The organism is Sphingomonas sp. NFR04, assembly GCF_900114095.1.
In the GTDB taxonomy this organism is placed as follows: Bacteria; Pseudomonadota; Alphaproteobacteria; order Sphingomonadales; family Sphingomonadaceae; genus Sphingomonas.
The window spans coordinates 1,066,318-1,082,969 of sequence record NZ_FORV01000001.1 but is presented as its reverse complement, the minus strand read 5'-3'; the positions used below and the strand labels follow the sequence as shown (position 1 = coordinate 1,082,969).

Sequence of the window (16,652 nt, the reverse complement as noted above, 5' to 3'; positions counted from 1 at the left end):
ATGGCTCGCTCCGTATGGAAGGGTCCGTTCGTGGACCTGCATCTGCTCAAGAAGGCAGAGACCGCTCAGGAGGCCGGCACCCGCGCTGGCCCGATCAAGACCTGGTCGCGTCGCTCGACGATCCTGCCGCAGTTCGTTGGCCTGACGTTCAACGTCTACAACGGCCGCAAGTTCGTGCCGGTGTCGGTCAACGAGGACATGGTCGGCATGAAGCTCGGCGAGTTCGCGCCGACCCGTTTCTTCCCCGGCCACGCCGCGGACAAGAAGGGTAAGCGCTAATGAGCAAGCAGGCAGCCCCCCGCAAGGTTGGCGACAAGGAAGCCCTTGCCGTCGCCACCCAGATCCGCGGTTCGGCGCAGAAGCTGAACCTGGTCGCCGGCCTCATCCGTGGCCGCACCGCGGCTGAAGCGATGAACATCCTCGCCTTCTCCAAGAAGGCGATGGCGGTCGACGCGCGCAAGGTTCTGGCTTCGGCCATCGCCAATGCCGAGAACAACCACAACCTCGACGTCGACGCGCTCGTCGTCGCCGAGGCGTCGGTCGGCAAGTCGATCACGATGAAGCGCTTCGCGACGCGCGGCCGTGGCAAGTCCACCCGCATCCTGAAGCCGTTCAGCCGTCTGCGCATCGTCGTGCGCGAGCAGGAAGAAGCATAATGGGTCAGAAGAGCAATCCCATCGGTCTGCGTCTGCAGATCAACCGCACCTGGGACAGCCGCTGGTTCGCAGAGGGCGCCGATTACGGTCGGCTCCTGCTTGAGGACCTCAAGATCCGCAAGTTCATCGTCAAGACGCTGCCCCAGGCCGCGATCTCGAAGGTGGTCATCGAGCGTCCGGCCAAGCTGTGCCGCATCTCGATCTTCGCGGCACGCCCCGGCGTGATCATCGGCAAGAAGGGCGCGGACATCGAGAAGCTTCGCAAGAAGCTGGGCGAGATGACCTCGTCGGACGTGTCGCTGAACATCGTCGAGATCCGCAAGCCGGAAGTCGATGCGAAGCTCGTCGCGCAAGGCGTGGCGGACCAGCTGGAGCGCCGCATCGCGTTCCGTCGTGCGATGAAGCGCGCGGTGCAGTCGGCACTCCGTCTCGGCGCCGAGGGCATTCGTATCACCTGCGCCGGCCGTCTGGGCGGCGCGGAAATCGCCCGTACCGAATGGTACCGTGAAGGCCGCGTTCCGCTGCACACGCTGCGCGCGAACGTCGACTATGCCGAGGCCGAAGCCCACACCGCCTACGGCGTATGCGGCGTGAAGGTCTGGATCTTCAAGGGCGAAATCCTCGGCCACGATCCGATGGCGCAGGACCGGCTGAACCTCGAGGCACAGACCTCGGGCGTGCGCCCGTCGCGCGACGATCATCGCCGCTAAGGACTAGGACAGAACAATGCTGCAACCGAAGCGCACCAAGTTCCGTAAGGCCTTCAAGGGCCGCATCCATGGCGAAGCCAAGGGTGGCACGGCGCTCAACTTCGGCTCCTATGGCCTGAAGGCGATGGAGCCCGAGCGGATCACCGCGCGCCAGATCGAGGCGGCTCGCCGCGCGATCACGCGTCACATCAAGCGTCAGGGTCGTCTCTGGATCCGCATCTTCCCGGACGTCCCCGTTTCGTCGAAGCCCGCCGAAGTCCGCATGGGCTCGGGTAAGGGTTCGCCGGAATTCTGGGTCGCCCGCGTCAAGCCCGGCCGCATCCTGTTCGAGCTGGACGGCGTTCCCGGCCCGCTCGCGGCGGAAGCGTTCGAGCGCGCTGCGATGAAGCTGCCGATCAAGACCAAGGTCGTCGCCCGCCTCGGCGACACGACGCACCTGGAGGGCTGAGAGAAATGACCAAGGCAACCGACTTTCGGGCCAACACCGACGACCAGCTCGCCGAGCAGCTGGGCAACCTGAAGCGCGAGCAGTTCAACCTGCGCTTCCAGGCGGCCACCAGCCAGCTCGAGAAGCCGACCCGCGTGCGGGAAGTGCGTCGCGACATCGCCCGTATCAAGACGCTGCAGAACGAGCGCTCGCGCTCGACTGCCAAGTAAGAGGACCGAGACCATGCCGAAGCGCGTGCTGACCGGAAATGTCGTCTCGGACAAGGGCGACAAGACCGTGGTGGTTCTGGTGGAGCGTAAGGTGAAGCACCCGCTCTACGGGAAGATCATCCGCCGCTCGAAGAAGTACCACGCCCATGACGAGGCGAATGAGTACAAGGCCGGCGAGACCGTGCGCATCGAAGAGACTGCGCCGATCTCCAAGCTGAAGACCTGGAAGGTGATCGGGCGGGTCGATACCCACGCGACGCCGAACACGGTCGACGCATAATCGTCATCTCCGCTCTTGCGGAGAACTCAAGTTGCGGTCATAGGCCGCCGCTTTGGTGCCCCGGCCGCGAGGCCGGGGTGACGCATTAGAAACGGAACCACCGGGCGCGTCCCGGCAGGCCAAACGAGAAGGAACCGGATCGATGATCCAGATGCAGTCCAATCTCGACGTCGCTGACAACAGCGGCGCGAAGCGGGTGCAGTGCATCAAGGTGCTGGGCGGGTCGAAGCGTCGCTTCGCCGGCGTGGGCGACGTCATCGTCGTCAGCATCAAGGAAGCCGCTCCCCGCGGCAAGGTTAAGAAGGGCGACGTCCACCGCGCGGTTATCGTCCGCACGGCGAAGGACATCCGCCGCACCGACGGCTCGGTGATCCGTTTCGACGGTAACGCCGCCGTGCTGGTCAACAAGAACGAGGAGCCGATCGGCACCCGTATCTTTGGCCCGGTGGTCCGCGAGCTCCGCTCGAAGGGCTTCATGAAGATCATTTCGCTCGCCCCCGAGGTGCTGTGATGGCTGCTGCCAAGATCAAGAAGGGCGACCGCGTTGTTGTTCTGTCCGGCAAGGACAAGGGCAAGACCGGTGAGGTCGTCAAGTCGCTGCCGAAGGACGACAAGGTCGTCGTTTCCGGCGTGAACATCGCCGTGCGCCACAAGAAGCCGACCCAGGGCGAGCCCCAGGGTGGCCTGGTGCGCATCGAGGCGCCGCTCCATGTCTCGAAGGTCGCGCACGTGACCGCCGACGGCAAGGCGACGCGCGTCCGCTTCGAAACCCGCGACGGCAAGAAGGTTCGTGTCGCCGTCAAGACCGGGGATGTCATCAATGGCTGATTCCTACACCCCCCGCCTGCGCAAGCTCTATGACGAGCAGATCGTCAAGGCGATGACCGAGAAGTTCGGCTACAAGAACGTCATGGAAATTCCGCGCATCGAAAAGATCGTGCTGAACATGGGCGTTGGCGAAGCCACCCAGGACAAGAAGAAGGTCGAGCAGGCCGCTTCTGAAATGGAACTGATCGCCGGCCAGAAGCCCGTCGTGACCAAGGCGAAGAAGTCGATCGCGCAGTTCAAGCTGCGTGAAGGCATGCCGATCGGTGCGAAGGTGACCCTTCGTCGCGAGCGCATGTACGAGTTCCTCGATCGTTTCATCACGATCGCGCTCCCGCGCGTCCGCGACTTCCGCGGCCTGAACCCGAAGTCGTTCGACGGCCGTGGCAACTATGCCTGCGGCCTGAAGGAACAGCTCGTGTTCCCCGAAATCAACTATGACCGCATCGACAAGGTGCGCGGCATGGACGTGATCGTTACCACCACTGCCAAGACGGATGACGAGGCTCGCGAGCTTCTCCGTCTCTTCGGTTTCCCGTTCCCGCAGGCGGACGGCGAAACGAAGCAGGCGGCGTAAGGAAGGAAGAACTTAAGTCATGGCGAAACTGAGTTCGATCAACAAGAACGAGCGTCGCAAGCAGCTGGTGAAGAAGTACGCCGGCAAGTACGCGAAGCTCAAGGCGATTGCGAACGACGAAAGCCTGGATGAGACCGAGCGTCTCATCGCACGGCTCAAGATGGCCGAGATTCCCCGCAACGGGAACCCGACCCGCATTCGCAACCGGTGTGAGCTGACGGGTCGTCCCCGCGCTTATTACCGCAAGTTCCGTCTCGCACGTGTCATGCTGCGCGATCTGGCCAACAAGGGCCTGATCCCGGGTGTCACGAAGTCGAGCTGGTAAAGGACACGCAAGATGGCAGTGACCGATCCCCTGGGTGACATGCTCACCCGCATCCGCAACGGTCAGCGCGCGCGCAAGGACTCTGTCCTCACGCCGGCGTCGAAGTTGCGTGTCCGTGTCCTCGACGTGCTTCAGCGCGAGGGCTATATCCGTGGCTACAGCGAAGAGCAGATGGGCCCCGCGGCCGGCATCCGCATCGAGCTGAAGTATTTCGAGGGTCAGCCGGCGATCAAGCACGTCGCGCGCATCTCGAAGCCGGGCCGCCGTGTCTATTCGGGTTCGCAGGAGCTTCCGCGCGTCCGTAACGGCCTCGGCATCACGATCGTCTCGACGCCTCGCGGCGTTCTGTCCGACGCCGAAGCGCGCGAACAGAATGTCGGCGGCGAAGTGCTCGCGGAGGTGTTCTGATGAGCCGCATCGGTAAGAAGCCGGTTCCCGTCCCCGCGGGCGTGACCGCGCAGGTCGAAGCCGGCCAGATCTCGGTGAAGGGGCCCAAGGGCACCCTCACCATGCCGCTGGCCGACGACATCAAGTACGAAGTGACCGACGGCGGCATCTCGGTGCAGCCGGCGAACGAGACCAAGCGCGCGCGTGCCTTCTGGGGCATGCAGCGTACCCTGGTGCAGAACCTCGTCACCGGCGTGACCACCGGCTTCACCAAGAAGCTGCTGATCACCGGCGTGGGCTACCGCGCTGCCTCGCAGGGCAAGGTCCTGAAGCTGCAGCTCGGCTATTCGCACGACGTCAACTTCGACATCCCGGAAGGGATCGAGATCAAGACGCCGGATCAGACCACGGTCGAGATCTCGGGCATCGACAAGCAGAAGGTCGGCCAGGTGGCCGCGGAAATCCGCCGTTGGCGCAAGCCGGAGCCCTATAAGGGCAAGGGCATCAAGTACGATGGCGAATTCATCTTCCGCAAGGAAGGGAAGAAGAAGTGATCAGCACCAAGGGTCTTTCGCTTTTCGAAAAGCGTCGTCGCCGCAACCGTACCGCGCTTCGTGCGCGGGCCGGTGGCCGTCCGCGTCTGTCGATCCATCGCTCGGGCAAGCACATCTATGCCCAGGTGATCGACGACGCCGCAGGTCGCACCGTCGCCTCGGCCTCCACGCTCGAGAAGGACGTGCGTGGCCAGACCGGCGCCACGATCGCCGCGGCACAGGAAGTGGGCAAGCGCGTTGCCGAGGCCGCCAAGGCTGCAGGCATCACCCAGGTCGTCTTCGACCGCGGTGGCTTCCTCTACCATGGTCGCGTCAAGGCGCTGGCGGATGCCGCGCGTGAGAGCGGATTGGAGTTCTAAGATGGCCGATGAAATCAACACGACCGAAGCACCGGTCGAGGCGCAGGACGCCGGCCAGGCGGCTCCCGACCAGCAGCAGCAGGGCCGTGGTTCGCGTGGCGGCCGTGGCCGTGGCGGCCCGGGCGGCGGCGGTGACAATCGTGGCCGTGGCGGCCGCGACGGCAACCGTGGTCGCCGCGACGATCGTCGCGGTGGTCCGCAGGACGACGGTGGCGAGGAGCTGATCGAAAAGCTCGTCCACATCAACCGCGTCTCGAAGACGGTGAAGGGCGGCAAGCGCTTCGGCTTCGCAGCACTCGTCGTCGTCGGCGACGGCAAGGGCCGTGTCGGCTTCGGTCATGGCAAGGCGCGCGAAGTGCCGGAAGCCATCTCGAAGGCGACCGCTTCGGCGAAGAAGGCGATGATCCGCGTTCCGCTGAAGGAAGGCCGTACGCTGCACCATGATGGCAACGGCCATTTCGGCGCAGGCCGCGTGACCGTCCGTTCGGCGCCCCAGGGTACGGGCATCATCGCCGGCGGCCCGATGCGCGCGATCTTCGAATCGCTCGGCGTTGCCGATGTGGTGACCAAGTCGGTCGGCACGTCCAACCCGTACAACATGATCCGCGCCACGTTCGAGGCACTGGGTGAGCAGACTTCGCCGAAGTCGGTCGCGCAGCGCCGTGGCAAGAAGATCGCCGACCTGCTCGGCCGCGGTGGTTCGCAGACCGCCGAGGCGGACGCTGCGGCCGTTACGGAGTAAACGATCATGGCGAAGATCAAGATCAAGCAGATCGGCTCGCCGATCCGCCGCACCAAGGATCAGCGCGCCACGCTGATCGGCCTTGGCCTCAACAAGATGCACAAGGTTTCGGAGCTGGAAGACAGCCCCGAGGTCCGCGGCATGATCCGCAAGCTGCCGCACATGGTCGAGGTGATCGAGGGCTGAGCCTTCGGTCGGCCGACCTGGCGACAATTGGAAGAGGGCGGTGGGCAACCACCGCCCTTTTTCGTTTTGGAGGTTCGTGCGGAGCCAGGGGGAGTGGGCTGTCAGAGCCCGTAGTTTTCGCCTTCGACCCGTAGGCCGGTATTCGGCAGGAATGCGCTACGGCCGGTAGTCGTGCGTGCCGATCTGCAAAAGGATCTTGAGCGAGCAATCCGCGCCGCGCCGCCACAGACGCAGTCCGCCGCCAGAGGTCACGCCTGCCCGGTCCCGGGCACGCCAGTGCACCGCGAACTTCGAATATTCGAGGATGTGGCCATCGATGATCTCGAAGCCGTCGTTTCCGACGTCGACGCGCTCGAAGGTCGTTCCCCGGCCTCTCTCGATATAGGGCTTCAGATGGGACCGGATGGCCGAAATGCCCATCTGTGGCTGGTCCGCAAAGGGGAGGTACACGGCGTCATCGGCATATTGTCCGATCCGCGCATAATCGTGCTTGCGCACCGAGGCGGCGTTCGACGCGTTTAGCAGGTCCAATTCGGCTGCCACCTCGGCGCTCGGGACATGGGCGTTGGGCTCGCCTCGGGCGAGGCTGGGGAACCAATGGGAGGAAGGGTCGTCGAGCGGCTTCAAATATCCCCACACTTCCGCTGTCAGCTTCAGCGTTCCATCGGCCTGGCGGCGCCACAGATGCAGATATTTGCCGACCAAGGTCGACGACGCAGAGCCGTCGGTCGCGCCGCGGACGACTTGAAACGTGCCCCATTCCAGTCGCCGCCGTCCAGGGGGACGATATCCATTATCGTGAAGGTCAGCGCGCGCTCGGGAAGCCGCGCGAGATACGCGCGATAATATGCGGTGCCCTGCGCCACGCCGTAGAGGCGAGGCTGGTGCTCCGGCATGAACACGCTGTCCGGCGCATAGTTCGTCATCAGCGCGTCGACCCGTCCCGCGAGGCGCGCCGTGACCAGGTTAGCGTTGCGTTGGCGTATCTCCGCCCGGAGCGATTCGCTGGCGACGCGAATGGGTGAGGGTTTGCAGGCGTGTGCTGATCCAGCGGGCGGCGGCGCGAAGGCGGCCGATAGCAAGGCGAGAAGCGGAACGATCATGCGGCGCTCCCTCGAGATCGAGATGGAAACCTATAGCATGATCACCATTCCGCAGATACGACTGAAGCGTAGGACGGGGAGGACTGCGGCGCATGGTCGGGTGCGGCCGCGTGCCACAAGCTCGAGTCGCCGCCTGTGGCAAACAAGAGTCGACATTCCCCCCGCTCGCCGCTATGAGCCCGCGCTTCCCATCAACGCGCGACAAAAGCGAAAGCGAGTGCACACATCATGAAGCTGAACGAACTCAACGACAACCAGGGCGCCCGTCATCGCCGCATGCGCATCGGCCGTGGTATCGGCTCGGGCAAGGGCAAGACCGGCGGCCGCGGCGTCAAGGGTCAGAAGAGCCGCGAAGGCGTCTCGATCAAGGGCTTCGAAGGCGGCCAGATGCCGCTCCACATGCGTCTGCCGAAGCGTGGCTTCAACAACATCTTCGCCAAGGACTATGCCGAGGTGAACCTGGGCGAGATCCAGAAGGCTGTTGACGCCGGCAAGCTGACCGCGACCGACATCGACCACGCCGCGCTGAAGGCCGCTGGCCTGGCCCGTGGCGGCAAGGACGGCGTCCGTCTGCTCGGCAAGGGTTCGCTCACCGCGAAGCTGAACTTCACCGTGCAGGGCGTTTCCGCCGGCGCGCGCGAAGCAGTCGAGAAGGCCGGTGGCTCGGTCACCGTGCCGGAGATCGTTCCGGCCGCCGACAAGCACAAGGCGAAGCACCGCACGGCCCAGGCCGCTGCCAAGGCCGCCAAGCAGGGCTGACGAAATGCGAAGGCGGGGCTCCCAAGGCTCCGCCTTCCTTCGTGCTGGGCCTGGGTATGCGCGCGTCGTGAGCGACGCCTTCCACCATGTCCGTCATCCCGGCGAAAGCAGGGATCCATTCGCCGCTACGTTGCGGCAAGCGCCGCGCCGGTGACCCCGATGGATTCCGGCTTTCGCCGGAATGACGCGGGTTTGGGCGAAGGTCGGGGCAGGTGTCGGTTTCTTTCCGCGCCCGCAGCCATTAGACAAGCCGCGCACAACCCCTATATGCGACTCCGCAGGGCGGGGGAGCGCCCGTCACTTATCCGGGACGAAGATACGAAATGGCATCCGCAGCCGACCAGCTGGCCTCCAGCATCAATCTGGCGAAGTTCAGCAAGGCCACCGACCTCAAGAAGCGCCTGTGGTTCACCCTCGGCGCGCTGATCGTCTTCCGCATGCTGAGCTATGTGCCGCTGCCGGGCATCGACCCGACCGCGCTCGGCCTGCTCGCGCAGCAGACGCAGGGCGGCGTGCTCGACTTCTTCAACAACTTCACCGGCGGCGCGCTGTCGCGCATGTCGATCGTGGCGATGGGCGTGATGCCCTACATCACCGCGTCGATCGTCGTGCAGCTGGCGACCTCACTGTCGCCGCAGCTCAACGCGATCAAGAAGGAAGGCGAGAGCGGCCGCAAGCGGCTGAACCAGTATACGCGCTACGGCACGGTGCTGCTCACCTGCGTGCAGGGCTATTTCCTGGTGCAGGGCCTGGAAGCCGCCGGCGCCGCCAAGGGCCTGAGCCCGGTGGTCGAACCCGGCCTGGCCTTCACCCTCACCGCGGTGGTCAGCCTCGTCGGCGGCACCATGTTCCTGATGTGGATCGGTGAGCAGATTACCAGCCGCGGCATCGGCAACGGCATCTCGCTGATCATCATGGCGGGCATCGTCGCCCGCCTGCCGGTCACGCTGGTCCAGTTGTTCGAGAGCGGCCGTTCGGGCTCGATCGATCCGCTGCGCCTGATCTTCGTGATCGTCGGCGTGGTGCTGCTGGTGCTGTTCATCTGCTTCATGGAGCGCGCCCAGCGCCGCATCCTGATCCAGTATCCCAAGCGCCAGACCGCGCGCGGCGTCCAGGCCGAGCGCAGCCACCTGCCGCTCAAGCTCAACACCGCCGGCGTGATCCCGCCGATCTTCGCCTCGTCGCTGCTGCTGCTGCCGCTGACGATCACCCAGTTCGCCGGCCAGTCCGCGGGCGACAACTGGTGGGGCGACCTGATCGCGAACCTCAACATCTGGCTGCGCCACGGTTCGCCGATCTACATGTCGCTCTACGCGGCCGGCATCATCTTCTTCTCGTTCTTCTACACCGCGGTGGTCTTCAACCCCGAGGAAACCGCGGACAATCTGAAGCGCTATGGCGGCTTCGTTCCCGGCATCCGGCCGGGCAAGAACACCGAGCTGTATTTCGACTATGTGCTGACCCGCATCACCGTGATCGGTGCAGCCTATCTGACCATCATCTGCCTGGTCCCGGAATGGGCGTTCTCCGCGATGAGCATCCCGTTCCTGATGGGCGGCACTAGCCTTCTCATCGTCGTCAACGTAACCATGGATACGGTGACGCAGATCCAGTCGCATTTGCTGGCCCACCAGTATGGCGATCTGATCAAGAAGGCGAAGCTCAAGGGCGGCCGCGCGCGCTGATTTGCGCGCGGCACTAGGGGAGGTACCTGTTGAATATCATCCTGTTGGGTCCGCCGGGGGCCGGTAAGGGCACCCAGGCGAAGCGTCTCGAGACCGAGCGCGGCATGGTGCAGCTGTCCACGGGCGACATGCTGCGCGCCGCAGTGAAGGCGGGGACGCCCACGGGCCTGAAGGCCAAGGCAGTGATGGAGGCGGGCCAGCTCGTCTCCGACGAGATCGTGTCCGGCATCATCGGCGAGCGGCTCGATATGGCCGATACCGAGAAGGGCGCGATCTTCGACGGCTATCCGCGTACCTATGCGCAGGCGGAGTCGCTCGACGGGCTGCTCTCTGAACGCGGTCGCAAGCTCGATTATGTGATCGAGCTGCTGGTCAACGAAGAGGCGCTGGTCGATCGCGTCGAGGGCCGCTTCACCTGCGCCAAGTGCGGCGAGGGCTATCACGACAAGTACAAGCTGCCCAAGGTGGACGGCGTGTGCGACGTGTGCGGCTCGACCGAGTTCAAGCGCCGCCCCGACGACAATGCCGAGACGGTGCGCACCCGCATGGCGGAATACCGCGCCAAGACCGCGCCGATCCTGCCCTTCTACGAGGAGAAGGGGCTGGTCCGGCGAGTCGACGGCATGGCCGATATCGACGAAGTGACCCGGCAGATCGCCGCGGTGCTCGGCGGGCAGGGGTAACGGGAAGGGCGGGGGAAACCCCGCCCTTTTTGATTCTGGGGGATCGCGACGTCGGCCTCCGCCCAGGATCGGACGTTACCCTCTGCGTCCACCTTCTGTGCGTCGGAACGAAGATAAATGGTTGCTGCTTGCTTTCCCTCTCCCGCCTGCGGGAGAGGGAGGGAGCCGCCGCCAGGCGGCGGAAGGGTGAGGGTGTGTGGGGCGAATGCGGCCCTTTTCTTCGCCCGAGTCACCCTCACCCCGGCCCTCTCCCGCAAGCGGGAGAGGGAGATGGATACACCGATGCCCCCGTCCGCCACCTGAGGACGTCTAAATTCAGTTTTTCTGACGGGAGCGTATGACCGCTTCCCACCACAAGCCGCCGTCATCCCCGCGAAGGGGGGATCCATTGGCGCTGATATTGCGGTTCTTTCCCCCGGTGCACAGGCGAATAGATTCCCGCCTTCGCGGGAATGACGATGGGATGTCAGGATGAAGGGGCGAGCCGAAGGATCGACGGATCGATGGGCCCAGTTCTTAGCGGGGACGGGTAGCTGGAAGGTGGGCGCCCTCTTTTCACGCCGTCAGATCCTCCCCTGCAAGGGGAGGTGTCGCGAAGCGACGGAGGGGTGTAACCGTTGCAACCAGGGGCTCCGTTGCAGCGGTTACACCCCTCCGTCAGCCCTTCGGGCTGCCACCTCCCCTTGCAGGGGAGGATCGGCGCTATCCTATCCGAATCGGGACGCGCTTCACCGCCGCAACCGCTCGCCGCGCTTGGCCTGCCGGGAACCTTGCTATATAAGGAGGGTTCAGCATTTTCCGGCTCCGCGGCGCTTGACAGTTCGCCTGCGGCCCCGTATCTCGCCCAACTTCCGGAACAGTAGATTACGGCGGCGCTCCCTGCGTGCGTCGTGCCACTGCATTTCGGAAGGCAACGCTACGAGATGGGGCGCCGCTGCCATGCAGTGCCCCGTGGAGCTGGGAGAATATATTTCATGGCACGTATTGCGGGTGTTAACATCCCGACCAACAAGCGCGTCGTTATCGCGCTGCAGTATATCCACGGCATTGGCGCGACCAAGGCCAAGGAACTGACCACCCAGCTGGGCATCGCGCCGGAGCGCCGCGTGCAGGACCTGAGCGACCAGGAAGTGCTGCAGATCCGCGAAGCGATCGACGCCGGCTACACCGTGGAAGGTGATCTTCGTCGCCAGGTGGCGATGAACATCAAGCGCCTGATGGACCTGGCCTGCTATCGCGGCCTGCGTCACCGCAAGGGCCTGCCGGTCCGCGGCCAGCGCACGCACACCAATGCGCGCACCCGCAAGGGCAAGGCCAAGCCGATCGCCGGCAAGAAGAAGTAAGCAGCGCTCCCCAGCGCGCACTTCTTCCCCCGAGGCCCAGCGCCTCCAGGCACCAAGCTTCTAGGTCAGGAAATTCCAAATGGCACGTGAACCGCAGCGTATTCGCCGTCGCGAACGCAAGAACATCACCGCCGGCGTCGCGCATGTGAACGCCAGCTTCAACAACACCATGATCACCATCACCGACGCGCAGGGCAACGCGATCAGCTGGTCGTCGGCCGGCATGATGGGCTTCAAGGGCTCGCGCAAGTCGACCCCGTACGCCGCCCAGGTCGCCGCCGAAGACGCCGGCCGCAAGGCCGCCGAGCACGGCGTTCGCACCCTCGAGGTCGAAGTCAAGGGCCCGGGTTCGGGCCGTGAGTCGGCGCTCCGCGCGCTGCAGGCTGTCGGCTTCCAGATCACCTCGATCCGCGACGTGACGGCGATCCCCCATAACGGCGTGCGGCCGTCGAAGCGTCGCCGCGTCTGATACGTCCTGCTTGCACCGCGGGCCCTGAGGCGGGTCTCGCGGTCTTGCAGTAAATACCTGGCGGGGAATGCCTCTTCCCCGCCCAACATGAGGAAAGCCCGTGTCGGTCAACGCTAAGAACTGGCAGGAACTCAAGAAGCCCAACGGCCTCGAGAAGAAGCCCGGTGGCGATCCCAAGCGGAAGTCGACGTTCGTCGCCGAGCCGCTGGAGCGGGGCTTCGGCCTCACCCTCGGCAACGCGCTGCGTCGCGTGCTGCTGTCGTCGCTGCAGGGCGCGGCGGTCACCTCGATCAAGATCGAGAACGTGCTGCACGAATTCTCGTCGCTCGCAGGGGTCCGCGAGGACGTGACCGACATCGTCCTCAACGTGAAGCAGATCGCGCTCAAGATGCAGGGCGAAGGCCCGAAGCGTCTCCAGCTGTCGGCCACCGGCCCGGCGGAAGTGAAGGCGGGTGATATCGCGGTTTCGGGTGACATCGAAGTGATGAACCCCGAGCTGGTGATCTGCCACCTCGACGACGGCGCGACGCTGAACATGGAACTGACCGCGGACGTCGGTAAGGGCTATGTGCCCGCTACCGCGAACCGCCCGGCCGATGCGCCGATCGGCCTTATCCCGGTCGATGCGCTGTTCAGCCCGGTGCGTCAGGTGTCGTACAAGGTCGAGAACACCCGCGTCGGCCAGGAGCTCGATTACGACAAGCTCACGCTGACCGTCGAGACCGACGGCACGGTGACCCCGGAGGACTCGCTGGCCTATGCCGCGCGGATCCTGCAGGACCAGCTGGCGCTGTTCGTCCACTTCGACGACTCTTCGGTTACCCGGGCAGCCCCGGTCGGCATGGCGCCGGCAGCGGCTCCGGCGGAAGGTGCTGCGGGCGATGCCGCGCAGATCAACCGCTATCTGCTCAAGAAGGTCGACGAGTTGGAGCTTTCGGTCCGCTCGGCCAACTGCCTCAAGAACGACAACATCATCTATATCGGTGATCTGGTCCAGAAGACCGAAGCCGAGATGCTGCGCACGCCGAACTTCGGCCGCAAGTCGCTCAACGAGATCAAGGAAGTCCTCTCCAGCATGGGCCTGCGCCTGGGCATGGAAATCCCGGGCTGGCCGCCCGAGAATATCGAGGAAATGGCCAAGAAGCTCGAGCAGGAGATCATGGGCTGATGGTCCATTCCTCCCCCGGCAGCGCCGGGGGAGGGGGACCATTCGCGCAGCGAATGGTGGAGGGGCGCCGCGGCACGCGGCGATCGGTTTCCTCCAGACGCTGCACCGGCCTTCGGCCGGCCCCTCCACCACCGCCCTTGGCGGTGGTCCCCCTCCCCGAGACAAGCTCGGGGAGGATCAGGCAAAGGGCAGCCGCCTCAAGTGCTGCCTGGCTGGGGGTACCGTCAGACGGCCCCCTGACGAACGAAAGGATTGAATTATGCGCCATCGTGTAGGCGGTCGTAAGCTGCAGCGTACCTCGGCTCACCGTATTGCCCTGTTCCGCAACATGAGCGCCGCGCTCATCAAGCACGAGCAGATCACCACCACCGTCGCCAAGGCGAAGGAACTGCGCCCGTACGTCGAGAAGCTGATCACCCTCGCCAAGAAGGGTGGCCTGTCCAACCGTCGTCTGGCCCATGCGCGCCTGATGGACGACGCCCAGCTGGTGAAGCTGTTCGACGTGCTCGCCGCGCGCTACGCCGATCGCAACGGCGGTTACACCCGCATCATCAAGGCCGGCATCCGCGCCTCGGACGCGTCGCCGATGGCGATCATCGAGTTCGTCGACCGCGACGTCTCGGCCAAGGGTCAGGATTCCGGCCCGGTGATGTCGGACGAGGATTTCGACGAAGCCGCCTGATCGGCACTTCGTTCGGATCGAACAAGGGAAGGGCGGTCGCTGGTGCGGCCGCCCTTTTCGTTTTGGCAGACTTTATTGCCGTCCCCCAAGTTTCGTTTCGCTTGCAATCCCTCCGGCGCTCCCCATTTTCGCCGCCGAACAGGGTGCGCCGCCCCGTCTGGCAGCGCTGGAGAACTACCATGTCTCGCAAGTCCAAACGGGCGCGCAGCGCTGCGCCCATCGATGTCGGCGCGTGGATCGCCGCGCTGCTGGCGCTGTCCCCGCTCGCCGCCTTTGCCTGGGCGATCGAATGGGCCGGCTTTGCTTGAGCCGAAGGGCAGGGCTGCCTAGGGTAGGCGCATTCTTTGGGAGCCCCTGCATGCGCCGCGCATTGATCCTGCCGTTACTCTTCGCCAGCCCCGCTTTCGCCCAGACCCCCAAGCCGGAGATGAATGCGCCGATGACCAAGTTCGCCTATCCCGAGACCCGCCGTGTCGATGTGGTGGACGAGCAGTTCGGGGTGAAGGTCGCCGATCCCTATCGCTGGCTGGAAAACGACGTCCGCAACGACAAGGAGGTCGCCGCCTGGATCGAGGCCGAGAACAAGGTCACCGACGCCTATCTGGCGACGCTGCCGGGGCGCGAGGCGCTGAAGGCCCGCATCAAGCAGCTGTTCGATTACGAGCGCTTTGGCCTCCCCGAGCAGAAGGGCGGCCGCTATTTCTACGCGCACAACAGCGGCCTGCAGAACCAGGCGGTGCTGTTCGTCCGCGACGGCCTGAAGGGCGAGGGGCGCGTGCTGATCGACCCCAATGGCTGGTCGAAGGACGGCGCCACCGCGCTCGCCGAATGGCTGCCGAGCGAGGACGGCAAGCTGCTCGCCTATTCGATCCAGGATGGCGGCACCGACTGGCGGACGATCAAGGTGCTCGATGTCGCCACCGGCAAGGAGACGGGCGACACGGTGAGCTGGGCCAAGTTCACCATGGGCGTGGCCTGGGCCAAGGACGGCAGTGGCTTCTTCTACTCGCGCTATCCCGAGCCGCCCGCGGACGCCAAGTTCCAGGCGCTCAACGAGAACCACCGCGTCTATTTCCACAAGCTCGGCACCCAGCAGAGCGCCGACCGGCTGGTCTACGAGACCCCGGCGGCGCCCAAGCAGAGCCATTATGCCGGCATCACCGACGATGGCCGCTATCTGGTGATCACCACCAGCGAGGGCACCGACAACAAGAACCTGGTCCATATCGTCGACCTGCAGGACTCCGCCTGGAAGGCGAAGACGGTCATCGGCAAGCTCGAGCATGACTGGTCGGCGATCGGCAATGTCGGCACGAAGTTCTGGTTCGCGACCGACGACGGCGCCCCGCGCCAGCGCATCGTCACCATCGACCTCGCCGACCCCGCGCTGACCCCGCACGAGGTGGTGCCCGAGCAGAAGGAGACGCTGGCCGGCCAGTCGATCGTCGGCGACCGGCTGATCCTCAGCTACATGGTCGATGCCGCCACCGAGGTGCGCCGCTACACGCTGGACGGCAAGGCCGATGGCAAGGTGGCGCTGCCGGGCATCGGCACCGCGAGCGGGTTCGGCGGGCATCCGCATGAGGGCGAGACCTTCTTCGCCTTCACCAGCTTCAACTATCCGACGACGATCTTCCGCTACGACGTGAAGACCGGCAAGGCCGAGCCCTGGGCGCAGCCGAAGGTGGCGTTCGACCCGCAGGACTATGCGGTCGAGCAGCGTTTCTATGCGTCCAAGGACGGCACCAAGGTGCCGATGTTCATCGTCCGCAAAAAGAGCGTCACCGGCCCTGCGCCGACGATCCTCTACGGCTATGGCGGGTTCAACATCCCGATCACCCCGGGCTTCTCGGCGGGCCGGCTGGCCTGGCTGGAGCAGGGCGGGGCGTTCGTCGTGGCGAACATCCGCGGCGGCGGCGAATATGGCAAGGCGTGGCACGATGGCGGGCGCCTCGCCAACAAGCAGAATGTGTTCGACGATTTCGTCGGCGCGGGCGAGTTCCTGATTAAGGAAGGCATCACCGGCAAGGGCCAGCTGGCGATCCAGGGCGGCTCCAACGGCGGCCTGCTCGTCGGTGCGGTGACCAACCAGCGCCCGGACTTGTTCGCCGCGGCGCTGCCTGCGGTGGGCGTGATGGACATGACCCGCTTCGACCGGTTCACTGCCGGCCGCTACTGGGTCGACGATTATGGCTATCCGTCGAAGGAAGCGGACTTCAAGCGGCTCTATGCCTATTCGCCCTATCACAATATCAAGAGCGGCGTGGACTATCCCGCCATCCTGGTGAGCACGGCGGATACCGACGATCGCGTGGTGCCCGGCCACAGCTTCAAATACGCGGCGGCGCTGCAGCATGCCCAGATCGGCGACCGTCCGCACCTGATCCGCATCGAGACCCGCGCCGGCCATGGCTCGGGCAAGCCGACCGACAAGGTGATCGAGGAAACCGCCGACCTCTGGGCGTTCGCCGCCAAGTGGACGGGGCTGGCCATCAAGTAAGC

General features: G+C 65.0%; 26 protein-coding genes. 24 read left to right on the top strand and 2 right to left on the bottom strand.

The features are described 5' to 3' along the window. From rpsS to rpmD, 15 genes are all read left to right on the top strand, one after another. Positions 1-279: a 30S ribosomal protein S19 gene (rpsS, locus tag BM009_RS05000; protein WP_066719904.1), complete on the top strand. Its 279-nt coding sequence runs from the start codon at positions 1-3 to the stop codon at positions 277-279. Beyond that, positions 279-656: a 50S ribosomal protein L22 gene (gene rplV / locus BM009_RS04995; RefSeq protein ID WP_010545725.1), complete on the top strand. Its 378-nt coding sequence runs from the start codon at positions 279-281 to the stop codon at positions 654-656. The genes rpsS and rplV overlap by 1 nt, the downstream gene beginning before the upstream one ends. Further along, positions 656-1,366, top strand: a complete 711-nt coding sequence (rpsC, locus tag BM009_RS04990) for a 30S ribosomal protein S3 (RefSeq protein WP_093294268.1) — start codon at positions 656-658, stop codon at positions 1,364-1,366. The genes rplV and rpsC overlap by 1 nt, the downstream gene beginning before the upstream one ends. Positions 1,367-1,382: 16 nt before the next feature. Beyond that, on the top strand, positions 1,383-1,814 hold the full coding sequence (rplP, locus tag BM009_RS04985; RefSeq protein ID WP_010545727.1) for a 50S ribosomal protein L16: 432 nt from the start codon (positions 1,383-1,385) through the stop codon (positions 1,812-1,814). A 5-nt stretch (positions 1,815-1,819) separates the two neighbouring features. Continuing rightward, positions 1,820-2,023 carry a 50S ribosomal protein L29 gene (rpmC, locus tag BM009_RS04980; RefSeq protein WP_010545728.1) on the top strand — a complete coding sequence of 68 codons (204 nt, stop codon included), beginning with the start codon at positions 1,820-1,822 and terminating at the stop codon, positions 2,021-2,023. Between the two features lie 13 nt (positions 2,024-2,036). Next, entirely contained in the window at positions 2,037-2,303 is a 267-nt protein-coding gene (gene rpsQ, locus BM009_RS04975) for a 30S ribosomal protein S17 (RefSeq protein WP_064313337.1), read from the top strand. 142 nt (positions 2,304-2,445) lie between these two features. Beyond that, positions 2,446-2,814, top strand: coding sequence for a 50S ribosomal protein L14 (gene rplN / locus BM009_RS04970; protein WP_010545730.1), 369 nt, complete (start codon positions 2,446-2,448; stop codon positions 2,812-2,814). Beyond that, positions 2,814-3,131 carry a 50S ribosomal protein L24 gene (gene rplX, locus BM009_RS04965; protein WP_093294266.1) on the top strand — a complete coding sequence of 106 codons (318 nt, stop codon included), beginning with the start codon at positions 2,814-2,816 and terminating at the stop codon, positions 3,129-3,131. Before rplN ends, rplX begins: the two co-directional genes overlap by 1 nt. Then, positions 3,124-3,705, top strand: coding sequence for a 50S ribosomal protein L5 (gene rplE / locus BM009_RS04960; protein WP_093294265.1), 582 nt, complete (start codon positions 3,124-3,126; stop codon positions 3,703-3,705). The genes rplX and rplE overlap by 8 nt, the downstream gene beginning before the upstream one ends. A gap of 19 nt (positions 3,706-3,724) precedes the next feature. After that, a complete protein-coding gene (rpsN, locus tag BM009_RS04955; protein ID WP_010545733.1) occupies positions 3,725-4,030 on the top strand; it encodes a 30S ribosomal protein S14 in 306 nt (101 codons plus the stop codon). A 12-nt stretch (positions 4,031-4,042) separates the two neighbouring features. Then, positions 4,043-4,438: a 30S ribosomal protein S8 gene (gene rpsH, locus BM009_RS04950; RefSeq protein WP_010545734.1), complete on the top strand. Its 396-nt coding sequence runs from the start codon at positions 4,043-4,045 to the stop codon at positions 4,436-4,438. Continuing rightward, a complete protein-coding gene (gene rplF, locus BM009_RS04945; RefSeq protein WP_093294263.1) occupies positions 4,438-4,971 on the top strand; it encodes a 50S ribosomal protein L6 in 534 nt (177 codons plus the stop codon). Before rpsH ends, rplF begins: the two co-directional genes overlap by 1 nt. Further along, positions 4,971-5,330, top strand: a complete 360-nt coding sequence (gene rplR, locus BM009_RS04940) for a 50S ribosomal protein L18 (RefSeq protein ID WP_174539078.1) — start codon at positions 4,971-4,973, stop codon at positions 5,328-5,330. The genes rplF and rplR overlap by 1 nt, the downstream gene beginning before the upstream one ends. 1 nt (position 5,331) lies before the next feature. Beyond that, positions 5,332-6,072 (top strand): 30S ribosomal protein S5, encoded by a 741-nt coding sequence (gene rpsE / locus BM009_RS04935; protein WP_064313333.1) that lies wholly within the window; start codon positions 5,332-5,334, stop codon positions 6,070-6,072. Positions 6,073-6,078: 6 nt separating this feature from the next. Continuing rightward, on the top strand, positions 6,079-6,258 hold the full coding sequence (gene rpmD / locus BM009_RS04930) for a 50S ribosomal protein L30 (RefSeq protein ID WP_019369689.1): 180 nt from the start codon (positions 6,079-6,081) through the stop codon (positions 6,256-6,258). Between the two features lie 156 nt (positions 6,259-6,414). Here the strand turns inward: rpmD and BM009_RS04925 are convergent, their stop codons facing one another. Together BM009_RS04925 and BM009_RS04920 are read right to left on the bottom strand one after the other, a co-directional pair. Beyond that, a complete protein-coding gene (locus BM009_RS04925; RefSeq protein WP_139216536.1) occupies positions 6,415-6,963 on the bottom strand; it encodes a Cif family virulence factor in 549 nt (182 codons plus the stop codon). Then, positions 6,912-7,361, bottom strand: a complete 450-nt coding sequence (locus BM009_RS04920) for a YybH family protein (protein ID WP_093294260.1) — start codon at positions 7,359-7,361, stop codon at positions 6,912-6,914. Before BM009_RS04920 ends, BM009_RS04925 begins: the two co-directional genes overlap by 52 nt. 228 nt (positions 7,362-7,589) lie before the next feature. On the opposite strand from BM009_RS04920, the gene rplO reads away from it, so the two are divergent. The 9 genes from rplO (at position 7,590) to BM009_RS04880 (ending at position 16,650) form a co-directional block, all read left to right on the top strand. Then, the gene (gene rplO, locus BM009_RS04915; protein ID WP_093294259.1) at positions 7,590-8,120 is read left to right on the top strand and encodes a 50S ribosomal protein L15; all 531 of its coding nucleotides are present in this window, start codon (positions 7,590-7,592) and stop codon (positions 8,118-8,120) included. Between the two features lie 323 nt (positions 8,121-8,443). Next, positions 8,444-9,805 (top strand): preprotein translocase subunit SecY, encoded by a 1,362-nt coding sequence (gene secY / locus BM009_RS04910; protein WP_093294257.1) that lies wholly within the window; start codon positions 8,444-8,446, stop codon positions 9,803-9,805. 29 nt (positions 9,806-9,834) lie between these two features. Then, entirely contained in the window at positions 9,835-10,488 is a 654-nt protein-coding gene (locus BM009_RS04905; RefSeq protein ID WP_093294256.1) for an adenylate kinase, read from the top strand. 974 nt (positions 10,489-11,462) lie between these two features. Then, entirely contained in the window at positions 11,463-11,831 is a 369-nt protein-coding gene (rpsM, locus tag BM009_RS04900; protein WP_066719859.1) for a 30S ribosomal protein S13, read from the top strand. Positions 11,832-11,910: 79 nt separating this feature from the next. Beyond that, positions 11,911-12,300, top strand: a complete 390-nt coding sequence (gene rpsK, locus BM009_RS04895; RefSeq protein ID WP_019368402.1) for a 30S ribosomal protein S11 — start codon at positions 11,911-11,913, stop codon at positions 12,298-12,300. A 100-nt stretch (positions 12,301-12,400) separates the two neighbouring features. Next, complete coding sequence (locus BM009_RS04890) at positions 12,401-13,468, top strand: DNA-directed RNA polymerase subunit alpha (protein ID WP_093294254.1); 1,068 nt, start codon at positions 12,401-12,403, stop codon at positions 13,466-13,468. Between the two features lie 259 nt (positions 13,469-13,727). Then, on the top strand, positions 13,728-14,150 hold the full coding sequence (gene rplQ / locus BM009_RS04885; RefSeq protein ID WP_019368405.1) for a 50S ribosomal protein L17: 423 nt from the start codon (positions 13,728-13,730) through the stop codon (positions 14,148-14,150). A 179-nt stretch (positions 14,151-14,329) separates the two neighbouring features. Continuing rightward, entirely contained in the window at positions 14,330-14,458 is a 129-nt protein-coding gene (locus tag BM009_RS23090; RefSeq protein WP_302847349.1) for a hypothetical protein, read from the top strand. Between the two features lie 50 nt (positions 14,459-14,508). After that, the gene (locus BM009_RS04880; protein ID WP_093294253.1) at positions 14,509-16,650 is read left to right on the top strand and encodes a prolyl oligopeptidase family serine peptidase; all 2,142 of its coding nucleotides are present in this window, start codon (positions 14,509-14,511) and stop codon (positions 16,648-16,650) included. The last annotated feature ends 2 nt before the right edge of the window (positions 16,651-16,652 follow it).